At 67.6% G+C, this 26474-nt stretch carries 19 protein-coding genes; 4 read left to right on the forward strand and 15 right to left on the reverse strand.

The window, feature by feature from the left end; translation table 11 throughout:
* Positions 1–123 precede the first annotated feature (123 nt).
* Complete coding sequence (locus tag LZ199_RS00795; protein ID WP_253991697.1) at positions 124–426, forward strand: hypothetical protein; 303 nt, start codon at positions 124–126, stop codon at positions 424–426.
* Positions 427–876: 450 nt separating this feature from the next.
* Here LZ199_RS00795 and LZ199_RS00800 read toward each other — a convergent pair whose 3' ends face one another.
* From LZ199_RS00800 to LZ199_RS00820, 5 genes are all read right to left on the reverse strand, one after another.
* The gene (locus LZ199_RS00800; protein ID WP_253991698.1) at positions 877–6555 is read right to left on the reverse strand and encodes an RHS repeat-associated core domain-containing protein; all 5679 of its coding nucleotides are present in this window, start codon (positions 6553–6555) and stop codon (positions 877–879) included.
* A 752-nt stretch (positions 6556–7307) separates the two neighbouring features.
* A complete protein-coding gene (locus LZ199_RS00805; RefSeq protein ID WP_253991699.1) occupies positions 7308–8003 on the reverse strand; it encodes a tetratricopeptide repeat protein in 696 nt (231 codons plus the stop codon).
* A 21-nt stretch (positions 8004–8024) separates the two neighbouring features.
* On the reverse strand, positions 8025–8780 hold the full coding sequence (locus tag LZ199_RS00810; RefSeq protein WP_253991700.1) for a hypothetical protein: 756 nt from the start codon (positions 8778–8780) through the stop codon (positions 8025–8027).
* Positions 8781–8913: 133 nt separating this feature from the next.
* Entirely contained in the window at positions 8914–9120 is a 207-nt protein-coding gene (locus LZ199_RS00815) for a hypothetical protein (protein ID WP_253991701.1), read from the reverse strand.
* An 82-nt stretch (positions 9121–9202) separates the two neighbouring features.
* Entirely contained in the window at positions 9203–10660 is a 1458-nt protein-coding gene (locus LZ199_RS00820) for a C39 family peptidase (protein ID WP_253991702.1), read from the reverse strand.
* Positions 10661–10826: 166 nt separating this feature from the next.
* Here LZ199_RS00820 and LZ199_RS00825 point away from each other — a divergent pair, with 166 nt between their 5' ends.
* The gene (locus tag LZ199_RS00825; RefSeq protein WP_253991703.1) at positions 10827–11819 is read left to right on the forward strand and encodes a hypothetical protein; all 993 of its coding nucleotides are present in this window, start codon (positions 10827–10829) and stop codon (positions 11817–11819) included.
* Positions 11820–11877: 58 nt separating this feature from the next.
* On the opposite strand, the gene nadE is transcribed toward LZ199_RS00825, so the two are convergent.
* The 10 genes from nadE to LZ199_RS00875 form a co-directional block, all read right to left on the reverse strand.
* Entirely contained in the window at positions 11878–12873 is a 996-nt protein-coding gene (gene nadE / locus LZ199_RS00830) for an NAD(+) synthase (protein ID WP_253991704.1), read from the reverse strand.
* 22 nt (positions 12874–12895) lie between these two features.
* Positions 12896–14473 (reverse strand): class I adenylate-forming enzyme family protein, encoded by a 1578-nt coding sequence (locus LZ199_RS00835; protein ID WP_253991705.1) that lies wholly within the window; start codon positions 14471–14473, stop codon positions 12896–12898.
* 82 nt (positions 14474–14555) lie between these two features.
* A complete protein-coding gene (gene asnB, locus LZ199_RS00840) occupies positions 14556–16532 on the reverse strand; it encodes an asparagine synthase (glutamine-hydrolyzing) (protein WP_253991706.1) in 1977 nt (658 codons plus the stop codon).
* A 13-nt stretch (positions 16533–16545) separates the two neighbouring features.
* Positions 16546–16800: an acyl carrier protein gene (locus tag LZ199_RS00845; protein WP_253991707.1), complete on the reverse strand. Its 255-nt coding sequence runs from the start codon at positions 16798–16800 to the stop codon at positions 16546–16548.
* A gap of 90 nt (positions 16801–16890) precedes the next feature.
* A complete protein-coding gene (locus LZ199_RS00850; RefSeq protein ID WP_253991708.1) occupies positions 16891–17481 on the reverse strand; it encodes an acyltransferase in 591 nt (196 codons plus the stop codon).
* Positions 17478–17948: an acyltransferase gene (locus LZ199_RS00855; RefSeq protein WP_253991709.1), complete on the reverse strand. Its 471-nt coding sequence runs from the start codon at positions 17946–17948 to the stop codon at positions 17478–17480. The genes LZ199_RS00850 and LZ199_RS00855 overlap by 4 nt, the downstream gene beginning before the upstream one ends.
* Before the next feature lie 79 nt (positions 17949–18027).
* Entirely contained in the window at positions 18028–18891 is an 864-nt protein-coding gene (locus LZ199_RS00860; protein WP_253991710.1) for a hypothetical protein, read from the reverse strand.
* Between the two features lie 186 nt (positions 18892–19077).
* Positions 19078–21480 carry an ABC transporter permease gene (locus tag LZ199_RS00865; RefSeq protein ID WP_253991711.1) on the reverse strand — a complete coding sequence of 801 codons (2403 nt, stop codon included), beginning with the start codon at positions 21478–21480 and terminating at the stop codon, positions 19078–19080.
* Positions 21481–21650: 170 nt separating this feature from the next.
* Entirely contained in the window at positions 21651–22331 is a 681-nt protein-coding gene (locus LZ199_RS00870; protein ID WP_253991712.1) for a hypothetical protein, read from the reverse strand.
* Positions 22332–22498: 167 nt separating this feature from the next.
* Complete coding sequence (locus tag LZ199_RS00875; RefSeq protein WP_253991713.1) at positions 22499–23992, reverse strand: mechanosensitive ion channel family protein; 1494 nt, start codon at positions 23990–23992, stop codon at positions 22499–22501.
* A gap of 82 nt (positions 23993–24074) precedes the next feature.
* Here LZ199_RS00875 and holB point away from each other — a divergent pair, with 82 nt between their 5' ends.
* The gene (holB, locus tag LZ199_RS00880) at positions 24075–25109 is read left to right on the forward strand and encodes a DNA polymerase III subunit delta' (protein ID WP_253991714.1); all 1035 of its coding nucleotides are present in this window, start codon (positions 24075–24077) and stop codon (positions 25107–25109) included.
* A complete protein-coding gene (gene holA, locus LZ199_RS00885; RefSeq protein WP_253991715.1) occupies positions 25106–26425 on the forward strand; it encodes a DNA polymerase III subunit delta in 1320 nt (439 codons plus the stop codon). Before holB ends, holA begins: the two co-directional genes overlap by 4 nt.
* The last annotated feature ends 49 nt before the right edge of the window (positions 26426–26474 follow it).

Here is a 26474-nt window from a genome sequence, read left to right on the forward strand (position 1 = left end):
CTCTGTCTGAGGCCGGAACGGAAGGTGTGAGGGGCGGTCCCGGGAGGTTTCCGGGACCGCCCCTTGTTTTTGAGAGGGCTGCCGCGTGTTGGGCGGAAGGCCCTGGACACACGGAGGACGACGATGTTCGCGAAGTCGATTCAGCGCCCGCACTGGGCACGGTGGATGGTGGCGGGGGCGTTGCTGGTGGGGCTGGGGTGCAGGGGGCCTGGGGACGAGCTGAAGCGCGAGGCGCCTCCGCCGCCACCTCCGGATGCGTCGAGTGAGGCGAAGGTCAGCCCTGAGTTGCCCCAGGTGGAAGACGCTGGCGCCCCTGTGTGCCCACCGCGTCAGTACCAGTGTTGCGATGGGAGCTGCTCGGAGAACAAGCGGTGCCCGGGCATCGCTTGCGATCCGCGCCCGGTGCCGCCCACGTTCAAGGAGTAGCTTCGCGAGCAAAGTCGGGCTGGCGGGAGGCCGCTATGACCTCCTCGCCAGGCTACTCGCAGCACGTTTGGATGCTCCGCCAACTACTCTCGCACAGAGACGGCGCCGCCGCTTCCCAACGTGCTTCAACGCGCTTCCAGCACCATACGGGCTTGGCCCCCTGCCAGTTGTCACCTCGTAAGTCGTAGATGCCATCTCCGTTCGTATCGAGCTCGATTCGCACGAAGGCATCAACGCCTACGATGTACGGCCGATACTTGTGGCCATTGGGAGCACGTTGTTCCTGTGTGCGAGCAATGAGCCAGGTGCCATCTGGGAAGATGACAACTCTCACGACCAAGGATACGGCGGCCGCCGAGACCAGTGTGGCAACGGCGCCCACGAGGAGCAACGGGAGCTTGCTCCTCATAGGGTTTGCCTCAGCATGTGCCGTCTTGGGAGGTCGATGAATCATGTCCCATCGGCGTCCCTGCAGTACTCCGCGACGTTGTTGGCGCCTGAAGACGCGCCCCAAGAGAGGTCGTCGTCGACGGGGATTCCGGTGACGCGCTCGCAGTAGTGCATTGCCTCGTGAATCATCAACTGCGCAAGGTATTCCGTGTTTGAGCTGAACCAGGAATTCTCGCAGAACTTAGCCTTGAGCCTCACGGTATCGCGAGGGACACTCGTAAGGCCGTCTGTCTGAAACATGTTCCAATCCTCGAAGAACACATAAGGAAGCCGCCCGTTTTCGAGGAAGGGACAGATGTCACACATCTTCTGCTTCTTCATCTCCATCTGACACTTGCAGGACTTCCTGGTGCCGGTCGGATCGCAGCCAGCCCAGTGCTTGGCAATCTGCAGGGCCGCAGACCAGTTCGGGCACGAAAATTTCGGGTCCTTGATGAAGAGGCCGGTCGGGTCCTCGAACTTCACGGGATTGCTTCTGGCGTAAGCGTAGGCTGGCTCCGTCGCCATGGTCGGGTCGGGCGCGGCCAGCGGCTCCGGCTGCAGATACCTGCCTGCGTTGGGGTCGTAGAAGCGGTTCCAGTTCTCGAAGAGATCCGTCTCGGTGTCGTGGTACTGGCCAGGCAGCCGCAACGGGGTCCAGAAGTATGACGCCCCGGTTTGGACTCGACGGTACTCGTAGGCCGAGATGACGACGCCTGTGTAGGGCTTGGCGACATTGGGCGCCGCAGGCGTGCAGGTGCATGTGAAAACACATTGGATGCCGCTGCAATCCTGGCTCTGGGAACAATGGCTGAAAGCAGAGTTGTCGATAGCTGCTTGGATTCCTGATGCACCGGGTATGACCCACTCCGTCCACATTCGCCCCGCATAATAAGGGTCGATGTAGGTCAGCCTGCCGCTGCTCGCTACATCTTTGATGTTGAGGTTGTCCATGTGGTCAGGGACGGGGGCCGTCGGGCAGTTGTCCGCGTCACGCCAGAGGTCCAACGAGTCGATGAGGACGCGCTGGCTCAAGGTGGTGCCAGCGACGGCAGGCTGCTTCATGACCGCGCCAACGACGCCCGTGGACGTCGTGTACGGGTGCGGCGATTCGATGTCGACGCTGACGCGGTTGACATGGCCAAACGCATCGTACTCGCCGGTTCCGGTGACGCGTCCCTGGGAGTCCAACATCAGGACAGGCTTGCCGAGGTAGTCGGTGACGAGATGATAGATGCCGCAGGAGGCGGCCTCGTCGAGGCGCTTGCAGTCGGCGGTGGCATCGGAGAGGTGCGCCCACGAGGCATCCAGCTTGCCGCGAATGACGGCGATGGGGCGGCCGTCGAGCCACACATACTCGTCAACCGGATGCGTGGAGGCGGAGAAGGTGGACGAGTTCCCCTGATCCACCAGGAGACCCTTGGTGGCATTGTAGAAGTACTCGTCCTTGATGCCCGTGGGGTAGTCCTTGAGCCGGCGCTTGCCGGTGCCGTCATAGAAGTAGTTGTACGTCAGGCCCTCGACGTTGACGGACTTGAAGACGGAGTCGGTGGCGCCACTGGAGGAAGGGCCCGAACTGAAGGTCAGCGTGAAAGCGGAACTGTAGGGGCCCGCGTGCCACTGCTTGCTGGAGACCCGGCCATCGGCGTCGTAGAAATACGAATAGCCGAGCTGAGAGCCTGCCTGGTTGGAATAGCGGGAGGTGAGCTGGTCGGGGTGGCCGAGGTTGGAATAGTCGAGGGTCCAGGTGTTGGCCTCACCAGACTCGGTGATTCGATTGCCTCGATTGTCGTGGCTGAAGGCGCGAGTCGCGAAGGGGCCACCCTGCGTGGTGAGCGTGCCGGTGCCGCCTGTCAGCCGCAGTTGGCCGTCGTAGCCGTAGGTCTCCGTGCGAGGCGAGGAGGTCCCCAGCAGACAGGTATCCGTTCGAATGAGCTGGTCGGCCTGCCAGGTGTAGAGCTGTTTCAGCACGCTGCCATTGCCACTGCCGGGAGTGAAATTGACTCCCGAGGCAAGTGTGGAAACCCACAGCGCTCGCTGGCGCCCCGTCGCATCGCCGGAGGTGACGGATGGAGGCGCGGACGGACAGGAAGAGGGCGCCGCCGAGGAGTTGTCACCCAGGGCGTATTCGATGCTGCCAGTCGTGGCGGAAGTCGCATAGTGAGTGCGGTATCCCCGCAGCCCGCCATACGGTTCCCACGTCACCTGCGAAACCAGCGGTGATGACGAGGTGCTGGACGCGCCCCAGGTCAATACGTTGACGCTCGAGACGCGGTCGGCGAGGGCACCGATGCCATAGGTATAGGTCACGGTGCGGCCATAGGGATGTGTGACCTGTGTCAGGTTGCCATTCAGGCTGTAGGCGTAGAGCGTATGAGGATTCTGGAAAGGCGTGGATGGGCTGCAGATGGTGGTTCCCGTGCGCAGTCTCACCTCCTTCACCAGGCGACCCCACGCGTCGTAGCTGAACCAGGTGCGACCGAAAGAGTCGTTACGGTAGAGCGGTCTGCCGAGGGTATTGGCAAGCGTGCCGCACGATGAGGGCAGTGGGGCTGTTGTGTCGTAGGCAAGGGCGTACAATCCCTCGGAGCCTCCGGAAACCAGTGGCGAGTGGTGGGCCGCTGAAAGCTGTCGGCTCATGGAGTCGTAGGTGTAGGCGAGGTGAGCCCTGACGCTTGAAGCGGACATCGCGGGGGTCTGCTTCACCAGGAGGTTGCCCACGGCATCATGCGTGAAGCGGGTGGTTCCGGCGGTGATGCCGGCTCCGTTGGCCGCCTGTGTCGCTTCCACGAGTTGGCCAAAGTCGTCGTATTGATAGCGCGAGGCGTTGGCGGAGGGGGTGGCCGTGGCGCAGTTCGTCGTCGCGGCAAGGCCCTTGTCGACGCTGATGACGTTGCCGTGAACATCGTGCTTCACGCACGTGCGCGTCGTGCTGCTGCTGGTGGGATGTTCGTCCACGCTCAGAAGTCGATTGGCTCCGTCGTACTGGAGCGAGGTGCACGCCGTGGAAGTGGGCTGGCCGTCGGTGCCCGCTGCGCACCAGGCCGGTGGCGAGTTGAACGCGAAGCTCTTACCCGTGATGCTACCCGCACCGTCATGACTCCTGGCGGAGGTGAAGCTGCCAGCGCCCGTGCCAACCTTCTCGCGGGTCTGGCGCCGATGGGCGTCCGCGGCGTAGGACAGGAGCTTTCGCGTGGTCCCCGAGGCGTCCAGGTACCGCTCTTCGTTGACCGTGCCATCGGGCCAGTAGGTATAGGTCAGCTTCTCGGACCAGGTGGTGGCCGTGGCGGTTGACGACTTCGCCTTCCACTGGAGTTTGTCCGTGAGGGTGCCACCAGAGCAGCCCGAAGTGGTGCCCTGCCGGTAGCAGGAAACCTCGTAGTTGCCCTCGGGGTAGAGGACGTATTGCTGGTGGCCGGCACTGTCGTATCCATACGTCGTCACCACGTCGGGCTGGCCGGTGACGCGCACGGTGCTCGTCAGCAGTTGGTCGTCCTGGTAGCTGGAGAGGGTGGTGACTCCGTTGGCATCCACGCTTTCGGTGACGTGCCCGCTGGCGTCATAGACGTTGTAGAAGGTCTCGATGGGCGTGCTAGAGAGGCCTGCGGGATATGTGGCCACCTTCTGCAGTTGGTTGCGCCGAGGAGTCGTCTCCGTGTCTGGCCAATAGTAGGTGCGAGTAATTGCGAAGGGCGTGCCAGAGGGGCAGTCAGTCGCGGCCTCGTTGGCCACCAGGCAGGGGCCGTGTTTCTCGAGGGTCCGGTTCAAGGCGTCCGCAGTGGACTCACCCGTGCGTGTGGTGAGGAAGAACGTGCCCACCCAGCGTTGCTGACTGCTCCATACACCCGTGGAGGCATTGAAGACGCGTGTCCATCCAGACCGAATGGTCGCTGCCAGCCGTCCCGAAGAGTCGTAGCGGTTGAATGTGCGCGCCTTCTGCCCCGCGGCGCCGAGCACGCTGGGCTTCTCCGCGGTGGCAAGGAGCTGTTCTCCGTTGGGCCCGTAGGTGTAGGAGAAGGTTTCCTCCTCGAGCGCACCTGTGCCGGTCATGTCCACCGCGCCTCGCTTGACGTTCGTCTTCTCCAGGATGGAAGCGGGAATCCCAGTGCCTACGGCCGGAGAGGCGTGGGTGTAGACTTCCCAGAAGTCGCGCTTGTTCTTGCGAGCCTTCTCGTGGGCGGGGACACTGCCCGCTGCGCACACCCACTCATAGCGGTCCGTGCCGGGACTGCAGGCTCCCGTGACGCTGCATGCGTCCGTCGTCTGGTAGAGGCGTGGAGAGGTCGTCTGGCTGGTGTTGGAGAGGGTTTCGTAGGTGCGAACGAATCCAGGGGCTCCCGTAAGGCCGTCGCCTCGCCCAGCAGTGACATCGGTCGTAGGCCGGGCCTGGGGTTGCACGCCGCAGCAGTCGCTTCCTGGCTGGCAGGTGGTGGCCACCAGCGCGCCAAGGTTCAACTGCCCGCCTGCGGAGGTGTCGCTGGTGACGGTGCCATCGGTGGCGTAGTCATGCCGCGTCACCAGCAGGCTTCCCACGGAAGACTCCAGCGCGGTGCTGGAGTAGCCATAGGTAAGGACCTTGCTGCCCAGCGAGGCTTGGGCAATCAATCCCGGCCGCTCCACGCTGCCCGAGTCTTGCTTATAGCTATAGGTGACGGCGGGGACTGACTCGCCTCGCCGCGTGACGCTGCGCACCACGCACTCACTGGCGCCGAGCACCGAGGTCAGTTGCGCATACTGAAAGTCCAGGGCACCCGACGCGGTGCCGACCGAGGCCAGGTAGGGCACGCCCGCCGCGGTGCCGGTATTTCCCGCAGGGCACGTGAGTCCCGACGGCACGGAGTAGGTGAGAGCGGCCTCCTGGGTACCCGAGGGGGAGAGGATCCTGCTCAGGAAGTAGCGCTCCTGGCTTCCTCCGCTCTCGACATGCTTCGACTCGAAGTGCAGCTTGCGTCCGTCCATGTCCGTCAACACGAAGCCCGTGGCCGTACGCTGCAGGCGCTCACGCTTGCTGGCGGAGCTGGTCTCGGGTGTTGCCGAGCAGGGCGTCCCTGTGCACGGCGTGAACCGTGTCACCGCGCCCGTTCCCTTGACGGCCACCCAGCGGGACGTGCTCACGTGAACGAAGCTGTAGTGCTCGTGCCACCAGTTCAGGGTGTCGCGCTGGGCGACGCTGGCACCGAAGGGCTTGGGCACCGAGCGCACCAAGTCCTCCATCAGCCAGGTCCGGTTCGAGGAGGTGTAGTGGCGCCGGAGCGTCACGGGGGAGACGTTGTTGTTCAGGCGAAGGTCTGTCTCGACCAGGATGCTCTCACCGGTGACGGAATGGACCGGGTCTCCCAGTGTCGGCAGTGGCACTCCACCGGGGCCACACGAGCATTCGCCGTCCTCGCAATCCGGCGGAGGCGTGGCGCAGTCCCCGCTGCAGGAGTTCGATGGCAGGGAGTTCGAATCACAGACCTGCCCGGGCGTGGGTGTTCTGGAGCAGCACTTGGCGCGCCAGAGACCCGCGACATAGACGCGCGGCGTATAGAAGTTGCAGTAGGGATTGTCTGTGCAGTCCGCGTCGTCGCTGCAGGCATAGTCATCACCGCATGCGCACATCACTTCATTGTTGTCTGCGTCGCATGAGTAGGTGAACCCGCTACAGGACCCTTGTGCCTGACTGGCGGCTGGGAAGGACAGACTGACGAGGGTTAGCAAGACGAGAAATCTACCTGGAGAAGGCACGGCGAAACTCCATGCGTCCCGAGGGGTTCCCCATCGCAGGACGTCTGATTTGAATGAGGAAAAATGAGAAGGAACGTCTTCAGGGCGCCGGGGCGACTTGATTCAGGGGCTTTGATGCATTGGGCCGCTCGGTCGGGGGCACGCAGAGTCGCTCAGCGGCGGAGGGGAGCAACTGCTTGCAACTCCATCCCGAGGGGCAATCCATCATCTTTTGACAGCTCTTGCTGCAGACATACCCTGCATCCCTATGCGCGGCCCCCTGCGCCGCAGCGTGGATGCACAGGCCGGACGCGCAGTCGGAGTGTGAGCCACTCGCGCAGTTCTCCCCCACCGCCATTTGCCCTGAGCCGGCTTTCGTGGCTCGATGCTCCGTCAGGATGGGCGGTGGCTGGGCTGCACTTGCTTCACGCCGAGTCTCGCTTTCCCCGCAGCTCGCCAGACTCAGCAGAAGCCACAATCCCAGGGTCTGCCTGCATTCAATGCCCACACGCATATCCATCCTCCCAACTTCCAAGGCAGATAAACTCAATCTGTTCAGAATAAGTCAATGGATTTTGTGTGTGCTGAATTAAAGCGCTTGGGCTGAAATTCATCATGGTCCAACCGCTTGGGGCGACAGGCGTTATCACTGCCTGTGTGTGTTTGTGGCGCAATGCTGATTCGGAGGCCAATCAGTGCCAGGGTATTGCCTATGATCCGAGTCCGATGCGGCGACCCGCGTTCAATCAGTAGGTTCCACAGCTCGCGGGCTGCGCGGACAGGAGGTCATCGATGAGCCCCTTTGTCTCCCTGAGCTTCTTCAGGTCGGGGTCATTCTTGAGTTCATTCGGGTCCTGCAGCCCCGCGTGCCAGGCCTGCCGCACCAGGGCCGCAGCCTCGGCGAGATCGCCTTGCTGAACACGGATGACCGCCAGATTGTAGAGCGCTCCCGACAGCAGCGGTGAGCGCTTGAGCACCGCACGGAGCATTCTCTCCGCGACCGCGAAGCGCTTCGCCTGGATGCGAAGTCCCGCCCTTGCGCTCTCGACGAGGTCCCGGTCCGCCCCTGCCTTCGCCGCGCGGTCCAGTGACTGCTCCGCCGCTCCAAGCTTCTCGGCGGCGCTCTGCGCGAGGGCGAGCGCCAGGTGCCGGTCTGCTTCCTCCTCGCGGCTGCTCGAGGTCTCCAGTGCCTGGAGAATCCCGATGGCCTCCTCACCCCTCCTGAGCTGAATGAGCAGACGTGCCTTGAGCAGCTTCCCATTTCGGGACTCCTGCTCGGCGGAGGGGGACTTCACGAGGATGTTCAGCGCGACCTGATACAGACAGTGGTCCGCAGCCATCTCCGCCAGCGAGAGTGACTCCCGAGGCGCCTCGTTGGTGGCAAGCAATGTCGCGACGACAACGAGGAGCACCGTGGGCATGGGCGCATCTTGCCGCCACATGCCCGCGCTCCCAACCTCAGACTACGGATCCTGAGACCGACCCTCACGAGGTCCACGGGGCCGGGAGTTCATCTGCTCCTCGCGCCGCATGATGTTGTACTTGGCCCGCTGCTCCTCATCGAGCAGGGCCTTCATCGCCTGGTCCGTCTCCTCGCGCTGCGTGCGCAAGGCCTGACGAATCTCACGCGGGTTCTTCGCGCCGGTGCGCACCTCCTCGAACAGGGCGTTGCGCGTGGTCTCCTCTGCCTCCAGTCGGCGCGTCAGCTCCTGCTCCTGCGAGTAGTTCAGCTTCGCCTCGGACACGAGCCGCTTGATTCGCTCCGTGCGCTGCTCCGTCGAGCGGACCTGCGCCTGCATCCACTCCTCCTGCCGCGAGCGGAACTGCTCGGTGCGCATCTCCTCCTGCACCGAACGCATCGCGTCCTTCAGCGCCTCGCGGCCACCCTCCGAGCTCAGCGTCTCCCCGGTCATCAGCCCCCGCACCTCCGCGCGGAGTTGATCCAACTCCGCCGTCAGCGCGGGCGCCGCGCCACCCCCGTCGCCTCCCGTCCCCGCCGGCCGCCGCTCCACCTCCATCAGGCGCCGGGACAGGCTCAGCGTGGTGTCCTCCAGCGCCTGGATGCGCCGCTCCAGGCCTTCCTGGCTGGCGGGCAGGGCGGCCACGGGCTCGGGCTGCTCGGAGGCGGAAGGCGCCTCGGTACGCCCTGGGGCCCAGAGGGCCACCGCGAGCGCGGCCGAGGCGAGGACGAAGGACACAGGGCCAAGGAGCTTGTTCATGACTTCTCCGACGGGGGCAGGGACGTCGTATTCCATACCCCGCCCGCCGCCCGTGCTCCACCCCGGTGTGGGCCCCAGGCCACCCACCGGTACGGGCCCTCGCGCGGCTCCTCGCCCCGCGCGAGGGCTCGTCTCAGCCTTGCTGCGCGGCCCCGGCCGGCGCGTCCATGTCGATGGGGCCCTGGTCAGGTCCCATCTTCAGGGCGCACGCATCACACATCCAGAAGCGGACGATCATCCCGTTCTCGCCCGTGGACGTGTAGGTGGAGCCAATCACCTCGCCCCCCTCGGTCTTCTTGCAGGAGAGGCAGGTGTGCGTCGGGTTGCTCTGCGTCATCACGAAACCTCGGGGTGTGGAAACGCAACGGACCGGCACCCAGGGAGTGTCGGTCCGCGCTCAAGCCTACTTCACTCCCGCCACATCAGCCGATGGCCATCTGATAGCCACCGTTGGGGTTGGAGCTCAGGAAGTGCCGCATCTGCTCCGGCGTGATCGTCTTCACATTGGCATCGGCCGGGTCCCGGACGATGAAGTTGCCCTTCGAGTCCATGCCGGCCACCGTGACGTAGTGGCCGGACGTGCGGCCCTCGTTCTGGTGCGGAGGCATGGCGTGGTAGTCGCCGTTGGCCACCACCAGCTTGCCCGCCTTGAGCTGCTCGGTAATCCACTCCACGTTGGCGCCGGGGCCCTTCGTCACGGCGTTCTTGCCCATCGCCTTCGCCATGGACGCGATGCCGTTGACGCCCGTGCCGTTGGACGACGTGCCGCCAATCTTGCCCAGGTGGTTGATGAGCTGCGCGTCCGTCATGTCCTTCCCATAGCCGAAGGCGCGCGCAATCTGCGCCATCGACGTGGGGCCGCAGTTCGCCGGGCCATTCGTGTACGCGCCGTTCTTCCCGGCCGGGTTGTACTGGCTGATCTGCGGAACCTTGCTCGGGTCCACGCGGCCGTCACCCGTGACAGGCGCGGCGCCGTCCGTGGCCTGCGGGCCCGTGGGCTTGGGATTGAGGTCCACCGGCCCCGGCTTGTTCGTGCCCGGCGTGTACGTGCTCTGATCCTTGCCCGCGACACCCGGCAGCTTCAGCGAGTCACCCGCGAGGATGAGGTTGGGGTTGGTGATCTTCGGGTTCATCTCGCGAATCTGGTTGATGACATCCCAGTGCGAGCCCTGCATGCCCTGGCTCTTGAGCTTCGAGGCGATGCCCCAGAGCGTGTCACCCTTCTTGATTTGATAATCCGACTCACCCACCGGCTTGCGCGGGTCCGCCTGGTTCGGCGCCACACCCGGCTTCGCGCCCGGCGTGTTGTTGCCACCCGGCGTGTTGTTGCCGCCCGTCACCGTGCTGTCGGGCACGTTGGTGTTCGTCCCGCTCGGCGTCTTGCCGCCGGGGAACAGGCTGTTCATGTGGTTCTGGATCTTGCTCTGGTAGTCGTAGCCCCGAGCGTCGTTCATGTTGCCCGCGCCCCGGTGCCACTCGCGCGCGGCGGCCAGGCTGCTGCCGTGCTTCTTCGTCAAATCGCCAATCGTCTTGGCGAGGAACTCCATCTGCTTCTCGGGCGGAATCGTCTGCGCGTTCGCCCCGCGGCCCACCTGCATGCCGGACCACTTCTCGAACGAGGGCAGCAGGCCGTTGTCATCCAGGCCGATGAGCCCGTGGCCCGTGCCGTCGCGGTGCACGCCGTGGTTCTTGAACGACGACTCCTGCGCGACGATGCCCGCCAGGACCTTCGGGTCCGCGCCGTACTTCTGCGCGTACTTCTCGATGTACGGCCAGAGCTGCTGGAGGTTCAGCTGCGCGTCTCGGCCCTGGGGCAGACCCGCGGCTTGCGCCGAGGTGGGCGAGTACGTCTGCTGTCGACCTTCAATGCGGGGGGACATGGGCGCTCCGCGATTTAGAAAGAGGGGTGTGGGAACAACTGATGTCCGGATTGTCGGACGATGAGAATCAGAGTTGCCACACCCCCCACGGATTTGACTGACTTCCAGGGGGCGCCCCAGCTAGGACTGGCTCGATTTCCAGCGAAGCTCGCACAAGGAGTCGCGAATGAATGCACTGCGTTACGGCCTCGTGACAGGCGCGTCATTGTGTCTATGGGCCACCCTTGCCGCCGCGCAGCCTCAGGCCCTCTCCGGCGTCTATGCCAGGGAGGGCGGCACCCTCGTGGTCCTCGAGGGCGACAACCAGACGCTCGTCCAATACGAGTCAACTTTTCCGCAGGGCAGCGGCATGGGTGAATGTGAATGCACCCTGTCGGTGCGGAAGAAGTCCGCCAAGGATTGGACACTGTCGACTTTTCAACCGGGAGGCACTTGGACGCTGAGCCTGGAATCCGAGCGCCTGGTGTTGAAGGGCCCGGGGACGGGGTGCTGCGGGGCGGGGTGGTCCGGACAGGACGCCTTCACGCGCACTGCCTCTTCAGCGCTGCTGGCGTGCAAGGTGAAGGCGGCACAGGCCTCGCTGAAGACGGTGGATGGCTCGAACCAGGCCACGACGGTGGCGTCGGGTGACGCGGTGCAGGTGTACGCGGTGTCGCCGCCGCCGGACGTGGTGCCCGTGCGCGTCCTCCGGGGCAAGCAGACGCTGGTGGGGCAGCTCCGGTCCTCGGACCTGGACTGCCCGCTCCCCACGGCGGGCGCGGCGACGGCGAGCGCGGAGGGCGTGGACGTGAAGGCGCTCGTGGGCCGCTGGGTGCAGGTGCGGCGCAAGGGCAAGGGCTACATGATCGAAGAGTGGTGCGGGGCAAACACGCCCTCGGTGACGCTGGCGGCCTCCGGTTCGATTCTCGTCGACTTCGGCCAGGATGAAATGACCGGCCAGGTGAAGGCCGTGAAGCCAGAGGCCCGCGGCGGCTCGACGCTGCAGGTGGCCTTCCCGGGTGGAGCCAGTGAGACGCTGAAGTGGACGGTGGCGGATGCGAAGCGGAACGTGATTCACCTGCAGGGCGGGAAGGACTACTTCCGCGAAGGCGCGCTCTACGTGCGTGACGACGCGCGCAAGGGCATCCCGGTGCAGGCCGAGGTCTGCGAGGAGGAGTAGTCCCGACTCGCGAGGGACGGGAGGCGAGGGTGCTTCCCGTCCACGCGAGGCTTGGGCTTCAGCCGAGCTTGTACGGCTCCAGCTCCGGCACCTTCTCCAGCAGCAGCGGCGGCGAGTGGAGGTAGGCGGTGCTGCGGCGCTTCTGGTCGATGTCGTCGTAGACGCGCTGCACCTGCGTGGGCGTCAGGCCCATCACCTGTGCGGCCTCGTCCGTGGACACCGCGTGGTTCTTGGCCCACATCAGCAAGTCCAGCTGCGAGTAGTGCACGGAGAAGTAGAAGTCCTCCTGCGACTGGGGAAGGCTGAACGTGTCGGTGGTGGGCTCGCCGCTGGTGATTTCGTCGATGACGCCCAGGTGCTTCGCCAGGTTGTATGTCTGGGTTTTGTAGAGGCCGGCGATGGGCTTCACGTCCGCGGCGCCGTCGCCCAGCTTCACGAAGAAGCCCTGGTCATACTCCAGACGGTTGGGCGTGCCCGCCACCGCGAAGTTCAGCCGGTCCGCGTGGAAGTAATCCATCATCTTCCGCGTGCGCTGCTTGAAGTTCGTCGCGGCGACAATCTGCGTATAGGCCTGGGGAGACAGCCGGAAGCGGCGCTCCTCGCCATTCACTTGCACCACGACGTAGAAGAAGTTCACCGCGTCCGTGTTCAGCCGGTCGCCGTGCATGACAATCTTCCACTTCATGTCGGGCGTGAACTCCGGGAAGACGGACTGCACTGCCTCGTCGCGCTGCCGGTAGCAGCCGGCGGCCTCGAGGATGGGGGCGATGTCGTGGAGCTGGTATTTGATTCCCAGCTTCTCGCAGAGCTTGCGGCCCAGCTGCGAGCTCCACCCGCTCGAGTCCTTCTCCGGCAGGAGGATGCCGAAGACTCGCTCGGGACCCAGTGCCCGCACGGCCAGCGCCGCGACACACGCGGAGTCGATGCCGCCGGAGATGGCCACCACGAGGCCGCGCTTGCGCAGCTTCTTCGTCACCGTCTCGCGCAGCCCTTCGGACAGCTCGGTGGCTTTCGCCTCCCAATCCAGTTCCAGCACCTGCTTGGAGAATTTCATTTGTGGACCCCTCTCAAACCCTTCACGAAGAACCGATCGACGAATATTGAGTGCGCAGCTCCGCCTTGAGCACCTTGCCACTGGGCCCGCGCGGCAGCGCCTCCACGAACACCACGTGCTTGGGCACCTTGTGCGCCGGCAGCGACTCCCTGCAGAAGCGCCGCAGGTCGTCCTCCTTCACCGCGACGCCTTCCTGGAGCACCACCACGGCGCACGCCGCCTCGCCACCCAGGGCATCCGGCACGCCCACCACCGCGACCTCTCGCACCGCCGGGTGCCGCGCGAGCTGATGCTCCATCTCCGCGGGGCTCACCCGGTGGCCCCCCACCTTGAGGATCTCCTTGGCGCGACCCACGAGGAAGATGAAGCCATCCGCGTCCTTCCAGGCCAGGTCGCCGGTCCAAAGCCAGCCATCCTTGAGGATGGCCGCGGTCTCCTCGGGGTCGCCCAGGTAGCCCGGCGTCACGTTGGCGCCGCGCGCGACCAGGTGGCCTGTCTCGCCAGTCGGCAGCGCCTTGCCATCCTCGCCCACGACGCGCAGCTCGACGCCGGGAATCGCCACGCCGATGGAACCGGCCTTCTCGGAGGCTCGAGTGGGCGGCAGGTAGCTGAGTCGCGCGGTGGCCTCTGTCTGGCCATACATGACGTACAGCTCGGCGGGGTAGAGCGCGTCGCGCGTCCACTGAATCGTGTCCGGGGACATGCCTCCGCCGGCTTGCGTCGCGTAGCGCAGTCGCAGCTTCGACAGCGCCTCCGCGCCGGCTTGTCTGCGCAAGAGCTCGAAGGTGAGCGGCACGCCCGCGAAGCCGGTGCTCTTCTCGGCGGCCATCGCCTCCAGCACCACCTGCGGATACATGAAGCGCGGGTCCAGGAACACCGAGCCGCCCACGAGCAGGTGCGTCTGGAGCACGCTCTTGCCGTAGCAGTAGTGCAGGGGGAGCACCAGGTGCGCCCTGTCACGCGAAGTGAGTCCCAGGTACTCGACGATGGAGCGCGTGTTCGCGGCGATGTTGCCGAAGGTCTGGATGACACCGCGAGGCGTGCCGGTGCTGCCGGACGTGTAGACGATGGATGCGTGGGCTTGCGCGGACGTCGAGGGCAATGTGTCCAGCGGCGTCACCTTCACGTCCGCGTCGAGCGCTCCGTCCTCTTGCACCCATGTGCACGTTGCAGGTGACAGCGCCTGGAGCATCCGCTCCGGTGGTCGCGCGGAGTGGACCACGTACAGGTGGCTCAGGCCCGGCTTGCCCGTCCACTTGCGCGCGTCCTGCCCGAAGATGAAGGCATGTCGTGCGCCCGTCTGCGCGAGGATGGCGTCGGCCGACGTCGCTCCGGTCTCCCGGTCCAGCTCCACCGCGCAGGCGCCCAGGGACTGCACCGCGAGCGCGGCCACCGCGCCAGCCGAGCCCAAGGGCAGGGCGATGAGCACCTTGTCTCCGGGCACGACTCCAGCCGCGTGCAGATGCCCCGCGAGGGAGCGCATCCGCTCGGAGAGTTGTCGATACGTGAGCCGCGTCCACGGTGAGTCCACGGCAGATGCGTCCGGCGTGCGCTCCGCATGGGCAAGCACCCACGCGGGTGCGGAGTCCGTCGCGCTCATGCGGCCTCCCGTCCCAGGGAAGGAGCGGCTGTCGGGTGCCCGGAATGGCCAGACACCCACGCGGGTGCGAAGTCCGTCGCGCTCATGCGGCCTCCAGCACCACGGCGTCCACATCGGCCTGCGGCAATGGACGCGGGGTGAGGAAGTGCTGTGCGAGCAACTGCGTGGACGCGATGGCGAACAGGGCCATGGTGTCGGCCTCGCTCTCCGTCGAGTTGGGCGCACGCAGCTTGGCCACCAGTCGCTCCGCCTTGCGCGCGTCGAAGACACCCACCTTCGCGACGGCCTCGGGCGCGAGCAGTTCCTTGGCCCACGCCGGTGCCTCCGGTCCCACCAGCGCTCCGGCGATGGGCGCGCGGTAGGGGAACTTGCTGCGCTCCAGGATGGACTCGGGAACGCGGCCCTTGGCGAAGCGCTTGAGGACGTGCTTCTCGTCCAGCCCCTTGAGCCTCACCCGCTCGGGGATTCTCGCCGCCAGCTCCATCACCGAGGTGTCCAGGAACGGAAAGCGCCCCTCCACCGCGTTGCCCAGGAGCATGCGGTCGCCCTGCGCGGACAGGAGGTATCCGGATAGCAGTGTCTTCGCCTCCAGGTACTGCGCGCGCGCCAGGGGCCTCCACATGGCCACGTGCTTCGGCACCGTCGCGAGCACCGAGGCCATCGGGTCCTCATCCACCACGCTCGCCGCGAACTCCGGCGCGAGGAAGCGGAGGATTCGACCGCTGTTGGACCAGCGCACCAGGTGTGAGAAGCCCAGGCTCCCTGGGTCCTCCAGCCCCATGCCGAAGAACTCGCGCAAGAGCTCCACGTTCTGCTGGCTCACCGCCAGGGTGGGGTAGAGCTTTCGCAACAGCAGGGGCCGCCACTTCGACGCCGGCTGCCGCGCCCAGAACTGCCGGACCTTGGTCTCCTTGAAGAGGTCGTAGCCGAGGAACATCTCGTCCGAGCCCTCTCCGGTGAGCACCACCCGGATGCCGTTCTCCCGCACCCACTCGCTCAGCCGCAGGAAGGGCGCGGGCGCCGAGCGCATCATCGCCTGCTCCGCGTGGAAGATGACGCCAGGCACCAGCGTGCCGATGTCGCCATCCCGCATCTCCACCACGCGATGCTCCGTGCGCAGCGCCTGGGCCACCGTGGCCTGGTGCTGGCGCTCGTCGAAGCGCGCGCGCTCGAAGCCCACGGAGAATGTCCGCAGCGTCCCGCCCAACTGTCCCTGCGCCAGCGCGCACAGGAGGCTGGAGTCCAGTCCCCCCGACAGGTACGCCGCCACCGGCACGTCCGCGCGCAGCCGCAGCCTCACGGCGCGCTCCAGCGCCTCGCCCAGCTCCTCCTGGATGCGCGCGTCGCTCGCCGTGCTCGGCTCCACGCCGAAGTCCAAATCCCAATACCTGAATGTCTCCAGCGTCCCCGCGCGGAAGCGCGCCGAGTGCGCGGGGGGCAACAGCCGCACGCCCTCGAACGAGGTGCGCGGCGCCACCGGCGACCAGAGCTGGAAGGTCTGCTTGAGCCCGCGCGCGTCCAGCGACGGCGTCACCAGCCCGCTGGCGAACAGGGCCTTGGCCTCCGAGCCGAACGCCAGGTGCCCACCGGGCAGCTCCGAGTAGAACAGCGGGCAGATGCCCACCCTGTCGCGCGACATCCACAGCGTGGCGTCACGCGGGTCCCACAGCGCGAAGGCCCACTGGCCCTCGAAGCGGCGCACGCAGTCGATGCCCCACGTCAGGAACGCCGCGAGGATGACCTCCGTGTCCGAGCGCGTGCGGAAGGCGTACTGACTCGCGAGCTGCTCGCGCAGCTCCACGTGGTTGAAGATCTCCCCGTTGAAGACGACGGTGAGCCCCGTCGCCGCGTCACGCATGGGCTGGTGTCCGCCCTCCAGGTCGACGATGGACAACCGCGTGTGGCCCAGCGCCACGCCGTCCAGCAGCAGGGCCCGCTGCGCGTCCGGCCCCCGGTGGCGGATGCTGGCCGTCATCCGGCGCAGCCGCTCGGCGGACTCCGCCCGCGCGGCCCCGGCGCCCCCTCCCGCCGGGTAGGTGAAGCCAGCGATTCCACACATGGCGCGCTCGCTCTCAGCCTGCTTGCGGCAGGCGCTGCTGCTGCTTGCGCTCGACGAAGGCGACGACGCGCGTGAGCGAGTCCAGGTTCTCCGGCACCAGCTCCTTGTCCTCCAGCTTGATGCCGAAGTCCTGCTCCACGAACGCCACCAGCTCCATCATCCCCGTGGAATCGATGAGGCCCTTGCGCAGGAAGGAGTCGTCGTCGCCGAACTCGTCCACGAAGAACGTGTCGACGATGAAGGTACGGATGCGTTCACGAATGCTCACGGTAGGAAGTCCTGTCTGGAAAAACGGTGGATGGGTTCGGAAACAATCCGGGCGTGAAGAAGACGCACCCGGAACAAAGGCTTGAGGTGCTCAGCTGCCTGTGTCGCGAGCAACCAGCTCCAGGCTCATGTTGCGTGCGGGATTGCCCATGGCCAGCGTGTCGGGCGGCACGTCCTGGGTGACGATGCTGCCGGCGGCGACCACCGAGCGCGTCCCCACGCGGACCCCGGGCATGATGATGGCGCCATGGGCCACCCAGACGTCGTCCTCGATGACGATGGGCGCGGTGTGGTGTCCGTCCCGGTCCCCGAGCCGCACGAACGACGCGAACATGCACCGGGCCCCCACGCTCACCGACTTCCACGCCTCCAGCGAGACACCGTAGTTGAACTGGGTCTCCTCGCCGATGGTGAGCAGCGCGCCCGCATGGCACACGAGCGAGCTGGGCAGCATCCCGCCCACGAAGGTGAGCCGGTCTCCCAGCACCATCTCCCCCGCGTTGTGCACGGACAGCGGCCCGTACGCGGCCACGTTGTGCCCCAGCGACTGGACGTCGCGGAACAGCCACCGGGCGCGCACCATGGCCACCGCGCGCTGGGCGCGGGGCTCCACGGACTTGCGCAGCGCTTCCAGTTGGGCCAGCACGGCGGGCACCCGGACGAACGGCATTCGCGACGTCATCCCGTCACCTCCCTGCGCAACACCCGGGCAGGCGCGCCGCCCACCGTCACCCCCGCGGGAATCTTGCGCGAGATGACGGTGCCCGGCGCCACGGTGCAGCCCTTCTGGAGCTGCGCGCCCGGCAGGAGGATGGCGCGGCTGCCCACCGTCACCCCCTCCGCGATGACCATCGGCACCGACGGAGGCCGCTCGTGGCGGTTGCCTCTCAGCGGGTGGTGCTGGTTGTCCATCGCCTTGATGAAGGCTCCCAGCCTCGCGCCCGGACCCACGGTGATGGAGCTCAGCGCTTCCAGGGAGGCGCCACCTTCGATGGCGACGTCGTCTCCCAGGATGATGAGGCTGTCGCTGGACATGGCATGCAGCTCGATGGGCGCCAGCCGTCCATCCAGCACCACCCGGGAGCCCACGTGCACGCGGCCCGCGCCGTGAATCCACACGCGGCCCAGCACCGTGGGCGAGTCCCCCACCTCCTGACAACGCCTCAACTTCAGGCGGGACAGGAGACCCCCAAGCTCGCGTGACAGTGATTGGCGTAACGGCGTCATGTCACGGCGTGGTTTGGACGGCGGGGATGGGAGGCTGCACCGCGGGCGCGGGCAGGCCCGCCAGGAAGTTGAGCAGCTCCTTCGCCAGGCGCGCCTGCGCCGTCGCGTTCAAGTGTCCGCCATCGTCCGAGTAGCCCGGCACCATCGCCGGCCACGTCTGCCCGTTCAGCTCGTAGGTCTCCCGCGTGCCGTCGGGCGCCGTGGACTCCAGCCGCGCCAGGTCGAAGAGGGGCTCCTTGCCGCCGTACGTCTTGCGCATCAGCTCGTTGAACGTCTCGCGCTGCACGTTCTCGGCGATGCCCCACACCGGACGGCCGAGCAGCTCCTTCAGCCACGCCTTGGCGCCCCGCTGCACCGTGGTGAGCGGCGCGGTGACGTGGACGAACGTGGTGCCCGGGTGGCGCGCCTTCAGGCCCTCCATCGCCACGCGGTACTTCTCGAACAGCGCGCGCGTGTCCGTGGCGCCGTTGAAGTCGATGTAGCAGAACTTGAAGAAGGCCACGTCCGTCGACTTCCCAAGCCCCGCGTCCATCATCCGCTCGAAGTCGGCGATCTTGGACTCGGGCTTCTCGTTCTGTCCCACCATGGCGTGGGCCAGGGTGCCGGGCGCCAGCGACTCCGTGGGGTTCTTCACCTCCACCACGCGCGGCGCCAGCCCCTGCGAGGAGGCGGGAATCTGCTTCACCCCGTCGAGGATGTTTCCACCCACCGACTGGTGCCCGAAGAAGATGCGGCGGCTCGCCAGCTTCTCCAGCGGAGCGCTCGTCTCCACGGCCTTCGCCGTCGCGCCATGCAGAACCATGAGCAGCATGGCGGGCAACACCAGCGCGCTCACGCGAACCAGAAAGGTCCAGTCGAAGTGCATGCGGACTCTTAAACCCTTCCATCGCCAAGCGTCAAAGGGCCAACCGTCCGGGACGTCCGCTGGTCCGCTCCCCGCCGCCCGACGAGGGGCCGGTGGGGTGAAGTCACCCCATGGGCCCCAGATGGGAAGGGCGCCTCGGGCGGCCTTGCTGTCACGCCCAGTCTCAGGGCGAGCAGGAGGGCGGAGCTACTCCGAGCGCAGCGACACGGACGGCGACACCCGGCTGGCGCGCAGTGCGGGGAACCACGTGGCCAAGAGCGACACGGCCGCCAGCGCCACGGCAACACCCAGGAAGACGCCCGGCTCGTTTGCATTCACACCGTACAGCAGCGTGGCCAGCAGCCTCATGCAGCCGAAGGCGGCCAGCAGGCCCACGCCCACGCCCACCGCCGTGAGCTGGAGGCCCTGGCGCATCACCAGCCCGAGCACCTGTCGGGGATGCGCGCCCAATGCCAGGCGGATGCCCAGCTCCCGGGTGCGCTGGCCCACCGCGTAGGCCATGACGCCGTAGACGCCCACGCCGGCCAGGATGACGGCGAGCAACGCGAAGGCGGCGAGCAGGCGCGCGGTGGCCAAGGGGCGCGAGAGCTGGCGGTCCAGGCGGCTGGCGAAGGGGGCCAGGTCATAGATGGGCTGCTCGGCGTCCACGGCCTTCAGCTCCTGGCGCACCGACGACACCAGGGTCGCCGGCTCGCGGCGCGTCCTCATCAGGACGGACATGGTCTGCAGGGGGAACTGCTCGTAGGGCAGGTAGACCTCCGGCGTGGAGGGCTCCGTCAGCCGCCAGTGGCGCACGTCCGCGACCACGCCGACGATGTCCCGGAAGGGCTGATTGTCGCTCCAGTCCACCCGCACCCTCCGCCCCAACGCCTCGCCGCCGCCCAGGAACGTCCGCACGAAGGCCTCATTGACGATGATGGTGGGAGCGCCCTTCGCGGAGTCCTGGGGACCGAACTCCCGGCCCTGGCGCACGGTGATGCGCATGGCGCGGAAGTAGTCCGGAGAGGCCACGCGGTACTCGGCGACGTAGCGCGCGGTGGAGTGGTCGGGTGCTCCTTCCAGCGCGAAGTCGCCGTTGGAGTTGGTGCCGCCCAGCGGCGCGTCGTTGACCAGGCCCACCGCCTCCGTGTCGGGCAGCGCGCGCAGGCGCTCCAGCAGCTCGCCGTAGAAGCCCCGCAGCCGGTCCGGAGTCCCGTACTTGAGGTCTGGCACCGACAGCCGCGCCGTCAGCACGCCTTCCGCGTCGAACCCCGGGTCCACCGCCTGCACGTTGCGCAGCGTCTGCACCATCAGCACGGTGCCCACCAGCAGCACCAGCGCCAGGGCCAGCTGCACCGCCACCAGCGCGTTGCGCAGGGGGTGGTTGGCGCGCGCGCCCACCGAGCTCCCCGACTGCTTCAGGAGCGGCAGCACATCCATGCCGGCGGTGTGCAGCGCGGGCGCCAGTCCGAAGAGCAGCCCGGCTCCCACGGAGAGGGCGAGGCTGAACAACAGCGCCGGAACGCTCAGCTCCACGGGCGCCAGGCGCAGCATCGACTGGGGGAGGAGCGCGCGCACCAGCTCCATGCCCCACATCACCAAGAGCAGGCCGAGGACTCCACCGAACAGGCCCAGCAGCACGCTCTCCGCCAGCGCCTGCTGCATCCGCCGGCCCCGACTGGCACCGAGCGCGGCGCGGATGGCCCCGTCCCGCTGCCGCGCCAGGGCGCGCACGAGGAGCAGGTTGGCCACGTTGGCGCAGGCGATGAGGAGCACGAAGCCCACCGCCGCCCAGAGCGTCCACAGCACCGGGCGGGTGCTGGAGGTGAGGTGCGCCTGCCACAGCGCCGTCGTCACGCCATGCGGCTTCTCGCCCGGCTCCACGCGGGCGATGGCCAGCGCCACCCGCCGCACGTCCTCCGTCGCCGCCTCCGGGGTGATGCCCGGCGCCAGCCGCCCCACCACGTTCATGAAGTGGTTGCCATGCGCCTCCGGGTTCAACCAGATGGGCTGCCACACGTCGGCGTCCTCGTTGAATTCCGGGAAGGTGAAGCCCTCCGGCAGCACCCCCACCACCGTGTGCGAGCGCCCGTCCAGCCAGAGGGGCTTGCCCACCGCGTCCGCGGCGCCGCCGAGCGACTTGCTCCAGAAGGAGTGGCTCACCACCACCACGCTCGACGCATCGCCGGGCTGCGCGTCCTCCTCCTGGAAGGCGCGCCCCTGGGCGGGGGTGACACCCAGCAGCTTGAAGAAGTTGGGGGTGACGCGGCCCGCCCGCACGCGCTCGGGGACGTCGCCGCCCGTCCGGCTCAAGTCCCGGCGAGTGAAGCCCGCGAGCTCCGTGAAGCCCCGGCCATGCTCCCTCCAGCCGAGCAGCTCCGGCGGTGAGACCGAGGCTTCCTTGATGGTCTCCTGCTCGCACCACAGGCGCACCAGCCGCTCCGACTCCTGGAAGGGCAGGGGCCGCAGCAGCATGGCGTGGATGGCGCTGAAGAGGACGGTGTTCGCGCCGATGGCCAGCGCGAGGGTCACCACCGCGGCGATGGTGAAGCCCGGGGTGTGCCTCAGCGTGCGCAGCGCATAGCGGAAATCCTGCCGGAGCGAGTCCATGGCGGCCCTCAAAGCGAAGGCCGTGCCAGCTTCACCCGCGAGGAAAACCCCTGGCTTCCCAGGGGGTGACAGGGGTTTCCCCCAAGTGCGTTCGCGGATGCGGGAAGTCGCGTCCCGGAAATGAACACCGGCCCCGCGCCGATGTGGGCACGGGCGGGGCCGGCGGTCCGTCAGTTCCGGTTCCAGCAGCCGGCGATCTCCTCGCACGCGAGGAGGACGTCATTGAGCCGGCGCTGCTGCGACTTGGGCGCCATGAAGAGCCGGCCCGCGAACACGTCGAACACGCCCACGAGCCGAGGGTCCACGGGGCCGCGCTGCTCCAGGCGCTCCTCGGCGAAGCGGTGGAGCACGGTGGCGATGTACTGGCCGGCGCGCTCATCCAGCGGCACGTGCTTGGAGAAGTAGAGCTTCAGCACGCCCGAGCGCATCTGCCCGCGCGCATCGACGCCGCGCAGCAGCACCTCCGGCCGGACCTTGACGGAGACGCCAGCGACTTCCAGGGGCGCGGGGTCCATGTCCGCGGGACTGGCGATGGCGCACGAGGCCAGGTCGTCCGCGGCGAGGAGGCAGCGCTGGAGGGCCTCGGCGCACAGGGCCAGCCGGTGCGCGTCGAAGTCCGAGTCCGGCTGGGCGTTGAGCAGCCGCCGCTGGTGATAGCGGAGGATGACCTCGTCACGGCCCTCGCAGAGGTACTCGGTGATGGCCTGGGCGGCGGCGGGATAACGCAGGTACTGCGGGTCCACCGGGTTGCGCTGCCCGTGGATGATGCGCTTGCGGAGGGACGGCGTTCCGGTGAGGTACTGGCCCAACTGGTTGACGGAAACGCACGGGGTCTCACGAAGGGTGGTCATGTCGACTTCCTTTCCGGTAGCGGGAATGAAGAGATACTACCGGAGGGGTCTGACATTCCCTCTGACGGGGAGGGGCTCGCGGGCGCCGGAAGATGCACCCCCTGGCGGGTAGGGCGAGCGGGCCCAACCGGGGCGGAAACGGCCCCCTCGGGCACGGGTCCGCGGGGCTACTCGTGCGACGCGTGGAGCCCGAAAATCTGGCGCAGCCGCCCCAGAATCCGGCCCACTTCGGCGGGGATGGGGTCCGTGTTGGCGCCGCTGGCCTGCGCGACGGCCCGGAGCTGGGTGCGCCGCTGCGCCAGGATGGCGGAGAGCTGGCGGGCCAGTCCCGGGTGCTCGGCGAACAGCCGCGCGAAGGTCGGCCGGTCCACCTCGAGCAGCAGCGCGTCTTCCAAGGCGACGATGGTGGCCGCGCGCTTCTCTCCAGTGAGCAGCGACATCTCGCCGAAGTAGTCGCCTCGTCCCAGCTGGGCGACCTCCGCCTGCGTCTTGCCCGCGCGCACGCTCACCTTGCCGGAGGCGACCAGGTAGAAGGTGCGGCCGTCGTCTCCCTCCTGGATGACGTGCTCGTCCCGGCCGAAGCGCCGCACGTGGACCTCCTGTCCCAGCCGCTCCAGGTCCGCGTCCGCCAGCGGCTGGAAGAGGTCCACCGCGCGCAGCAGGCTCAGCACCGTGTGCGCGGGCAGCTCCGGCTTGGGCACGTCCTCGCGGATGCGCAGCACACGGTGGGGCACGGGCGCCTCCACGCCGTCGCGTCGCAGCCGGTACCACAGGCGGGTGTGGACCTCCGCCGTCACCGCATCCGCGAGCGAGAAGTCGTTCACGAAGAAGCGGAGCATGTAGCGGACGGACGCTTCGTCGAACGCGAGCGTGCGGGCGATGGGCGCGGGGTCCACCAGGACCTGAGGAATCTCTCGCGCCACGTCCAGCAGGGCCGCCTTCATCACGTTGGGCGGCGTGTCGTAGGAGGCCCGCACCTGCGTGTCCACGCCCACCGGCTCCCGGTCCTGGGAGAACGTCTTGAGCTGCTCCTTGGCCACCATCGAGTTGGGCAGCGTCACCAGCTCGCGGCGGAACGTCATGATGCGGATGGAGCGCCAGTTCACCTGCGCCACGCGCCCGGTGTGCTCGCCGATGCGGATGAAGTCGCCCACCTCGAAGGGCTTGTCCAACTGAAGCGACAGGCCCGCGAAGAGGTTGCCCAGCGTCTCCTGGAGCGCGAGGCCGATGACGACCGACAGCACCGCGGACGTGGCCACGAGCCCCGTCAGGTCCAGGTCCAGCTGCGTCTGGAAGATGGGGACGGCCGCCAGCGTGTAGAGCAGGAAGTCGATGACGTTGCGGAGAATCTTCGGCGTCCCCACGGACGACGAGCGCAGCCGGAGGAGCTTCAGGCCGAAGCCCACGCCCGCGCGGATGACGCCGAAGGCGAACGTCAGCATCCACGCGACCTGGAGCGCCTTGAGCGGCCCCGGGGGCGTCGTGTGCGGCAGCGCCCAGGCGGCGACCCGCAGCGCCAGGAACATCACCAGCAGCCGCAGGGCGCCCGTCAGGTCCCGCTTCAGGTCCGGGTCCTGGCTCGTGGCCCGCGTCCCCAGGAGCACCAGGACCAGCAACGCTCCCACGGCCAGCGACAGATTGCTCTGGAGAAAAGGCAGCAAGGGCCCCTGACTTTGACTCGCGCTCGCCCGAGGGGTCAAGGCAGCGGTTGACGCGTGGCGCGCAAGCAGGGATACACGCGCCATGACGCTCGCATCGGTGCTGGGACAGCCCCGCGCGATTGATTCACTTCAGGCGGCACTTCGCGGTGGTGCGGTGCACCATGCGTATCTCTTCGCTGGGCCGGAGGGGGTGGGCAAGGAGCTGGCGGCCGTGGGGCTCGCCCAGGCACTGACCTGCCCCGAGCAGCCTGACGTGGGCTGCGGCGCCTGCGCGAGCTGCGTGCGGGTGGCGAAGGGCCTCCATCCCGACGTCACCTGGGTGATGCCGGACGATGAGCGCGTGTCGCGGGGACTGGCGGGGCGCTCGGACTTCACGGGGACGCCGAGCCGGGAGCTGCGGGTGGAGCAGATCCGCAACCTCCAGGAGCGGCTGGCCCTGCGTGGCCTGGAGTCCCGTCGCAAGGTGGCCATCATCATCTCCGCGCAGGCGATGAACGTGCAGGCGCAGAACGCGTTCCTCAAGACGCTGGAGGAGCCTCCGTCGGAGACCACGCTGGTGCTGGTGGCCAACGCGATGGACAAGCTGCTGCCCACCATCCGCAGCCGGTGCAGCAAGGTGCACTTCGGTCCGCTCTCGGTGGAGCTGGTCGCCGAGCGCGTGCGCACCGTGCGCAAGCTGGACGCGGACACAGCCCAGCTCGCGGCCATCATGGCCGGTGGCAGCCTGGGCCGCGCGTTGGCGCTGGACGTGGAGGCGCTGGCGCGGCGCAAGGACGTCGTCACCGCCTTCGAGTCCCTGCGCGGCGAGGACGCGGTGGGCCTGTTGCGCTTCGCCGACGAGCATGGTGGCTCGCGCGAGGACGCGGAGGCGACGCTGGAGTTGCTCGTGCTGTGGACGCGCGACGTGGCGCTGGTGAGGGCCGGACGAGAGGACTCGCTGGCGAATCGCGACTTGCGCGCGCTGGCGGTGGAGGTGGCCTCGCGCATCTCCGATGCATGGCTGCACCGCCGTCACTCGCTGCTGGAGTCGGCTCGCGCGGCGGTGGCTCGCAACGGCGCGCCCCGGCTGCAACTGGAGCGCATGCTCATCGACCTGTTCACGGAGACCGCGCGATGAGCAAGGACCTGCTGGAGGACGTGCTCGCGGGCGTGAAGGCCGGGAAGGTCTCTCCGCTGTATCTGCTGTGGGGCGAGGAGTACCTGGTCCGCAAGGGCGCCGACGAGCTGGTGAAGCTGCTGGTCCCCGACGCGGCGGTGGGGCTCAACCTCGTCACGCTGGACGCGGGCAGCCCGCGCGAGGTGGCGCAGGAGCTGGCCACCATGCCGCTGTTCCCCGGGCGCAAGGTCGTCGTGGTGAGGGACCCGGAGTTCCTCGCGCCCAAGAAGGGCCGGGGAGATCCACTGGCCAAGGCTCGCGAGGCGTGGAAGGCGGGCAAGCGCAAGGAAGGCGCCCGGCGACTGCTGGCGCTGGCCGCGCGCGCGGGCTGGGGCGTGGACAAGTTGGACCCGTCCTCGTCCGGTGCTCCATCGGTGGAGCAGTGGAAGGAAGAGCTGAACGTCGACCTGGCCGAGGCGGACGTGGCCTTCCTCAAGGAGGCCGCCGCGTTCTGCAAGGAGGAGCGCATCACCGCGCCGGAGGGCGACGCCACGGTGCTGATGGACCTCATCCAGAAGGGCGTCCCCGCGGGGCACTCGCTGGTGATGGCGGCCACGGAAGTGGACGCGAAGAACCCGCTGCTGAAGCTGGCGCAGGACAAGGGCCACGTCGTCGAGCGCAAGGTGGCCGCGCGCCACAAGGACCTGGACCTCTCCGAAATCTCCAAGGAGTTCCTGGCGCCCTTCAAGAAGAAGCTGGGGCCGGGCGCGCTGGAGGAACTCAAGGAGCGCGTCGGCGGCAACATCCGTCTGTTGCAGTCGGAGCTGGAGAAGCTGGCCACGTACTCGGAAGGGCCGGCCATCGAGCGCTCCGACGTCGTGTCGCTGGTGCACCACGCTCGCGAGGAGGAGTTCTTCGAGCTGTCCGAAGCGCTCCAGAAGCGGGACTTCCGTGGCGCGCTCTCCTACGCCGAGGACGCGATGGGGCAGGGCACGCATGCGCTCCAGTTGCTGGGCGCGGTGGCCTCCATCGTGCGCGGCCTGCTGGAGGCCCACGAGTGGATGTTCCGCTACGCCGGGGGCACCCCGCCGCGCTCCGCGAAGGACGTGGAGGCCCGGGTGTTCCCCAAGCTGGAGGTGGAGCTGAAGGGCACGCGGCGCAAGATGCCCAACGCCTGGGCGCTCACCTTCAGCATGAAGGCCGCCGCCGGGTACGAGCGCAAGGAGCTCTTGGGCTCGCTGGTGGCGTGCGCGGAGGCGGACCTGTCCCTCAAGTCTTCCGGCAACGGTCGGCTCGTCATCGAGCGACTGCTGGCCACGGTGTGCCTCGGCGCCTGAGGGGCCAGGCGGGCGGCGGGGACGTGCACTTGGCGTCCGGCTCGGGTAG

It is taken from the genome of Myxococcus qinghaiensis (assembly GCF_024198215.1).
Lineage (GTDB): Bacteria > Myxococcota > Myxococcia > Myxococcales > Myxococcaceae > Myxococcus > Myxococcus qinghaiensis.

What these genes read in the sequence shown, in the direction of transcription:
- nadE (WP_253991704.1), bottom strand. Translation starts at nt 12,873, where the DNA reads ATGAAATTCTCCAAGCAGGTGCTGGAACTGGATTGGGAGGCGAAAGCC.
- LZ199_RS00850 (WP_253991708.1), bottom strand. Translation starts at nt 17,481, where the DNA reads ATGACGTCGCGAATGCCGTTCGTCCGGGTGCCCGCCGTGCTGGCCCAA.
- LZ199_RS00795 (WP_253991697.1), top strand. Translation starts at nt 124, where the DNA reads ATGTTCGCGAAGTCGATTCAGCGCCCGCACTGGGCACGGTGGATGGTG.
- LZ199_RS00810 (WP_253991700.1), bottom strand. Translation starts at nt 8,780, where the DNA reads ATGAACAAGCTCCTTGGCCCTGTGTCCTTCGTCCTCGCCTCGGCCGCG.
- LZ199_RS00835 (WP_253991705.1), bottom strand. Translation starts at nt 14,473, where the DNA reads ATGAGCGCGACGGACTCCGCACCCGCGTGGGTGCTTGCCCATGCGGAG.
- LZ199_RS00865 (WP_253991711.1), bottom strand. Translation starts at nt 21,480, where the DNA reads ATGGACTCGCTCCGGCAGGATTTCCGCTATGCGCTGCGCACGCTGAGG.
- LZ199_RS00860 (WP_253991710.1), bottom strand. Translation starts at nt 18,891, where the DNA reads ATGCACTTCGACTGGACCTTTCTGGTTCGCGTGAGCGCGCTGGTGTTG.
- LZ199_RS00825 (WP_253991703.1), top strand. Translation starts at nt 10,827, where the DNA reads ATGAATGCACTGCGTTACGGCCTCGTGACAGGCGCGTCATTGTGTCTA.
- LZ199_RS00805 (WP_253991699.1), bottom strand. Translation starts at nt 8,003, where the DNA reads ATGTGGCGGCAAGATGCGCCCATGCCCACGGTGCTCCTCGTTGTCGTC.
- holB (WP_253991714.1), top strand. Translation starts at nt 24,075, where the DNA reads ATGACGCTCGCATCGGTGCTGGGACAGCCCCGCGCGATTGATTCACTT.
- holA (WP_253991715.1), top strand. Translation starts at nt 25,106, where the DNA reads ATGAGCAAGGACCTGCTGGAGGACGTGCTCGCGGGCGTGAAGGCCGGG.
- LZ199_RS00870 (WP_253991712.1), bottom strand. Translation starts at nt 22,331, where the DNA reads ATGACCACCCTTCGTGAGACCCCGTGCGTTTCCGTCAACCAGTTGGGC.
- asnB (WP_253991706.1), bottom strand. Translation starts at nt 16,532, where the DNA reads ATGTGTGGAATCGCTGGCTTCACCTACCCGGCGGGAGGGGGCGCCGGG.
- LZ199_RS00820 (WP_253991702.1), bottom strand. Translation starts at nt 10,660, where the DNA reads ATGTCCCCCCGCATTGAAGGTCGACAGCAGACGTACTCGCCCACCTCG.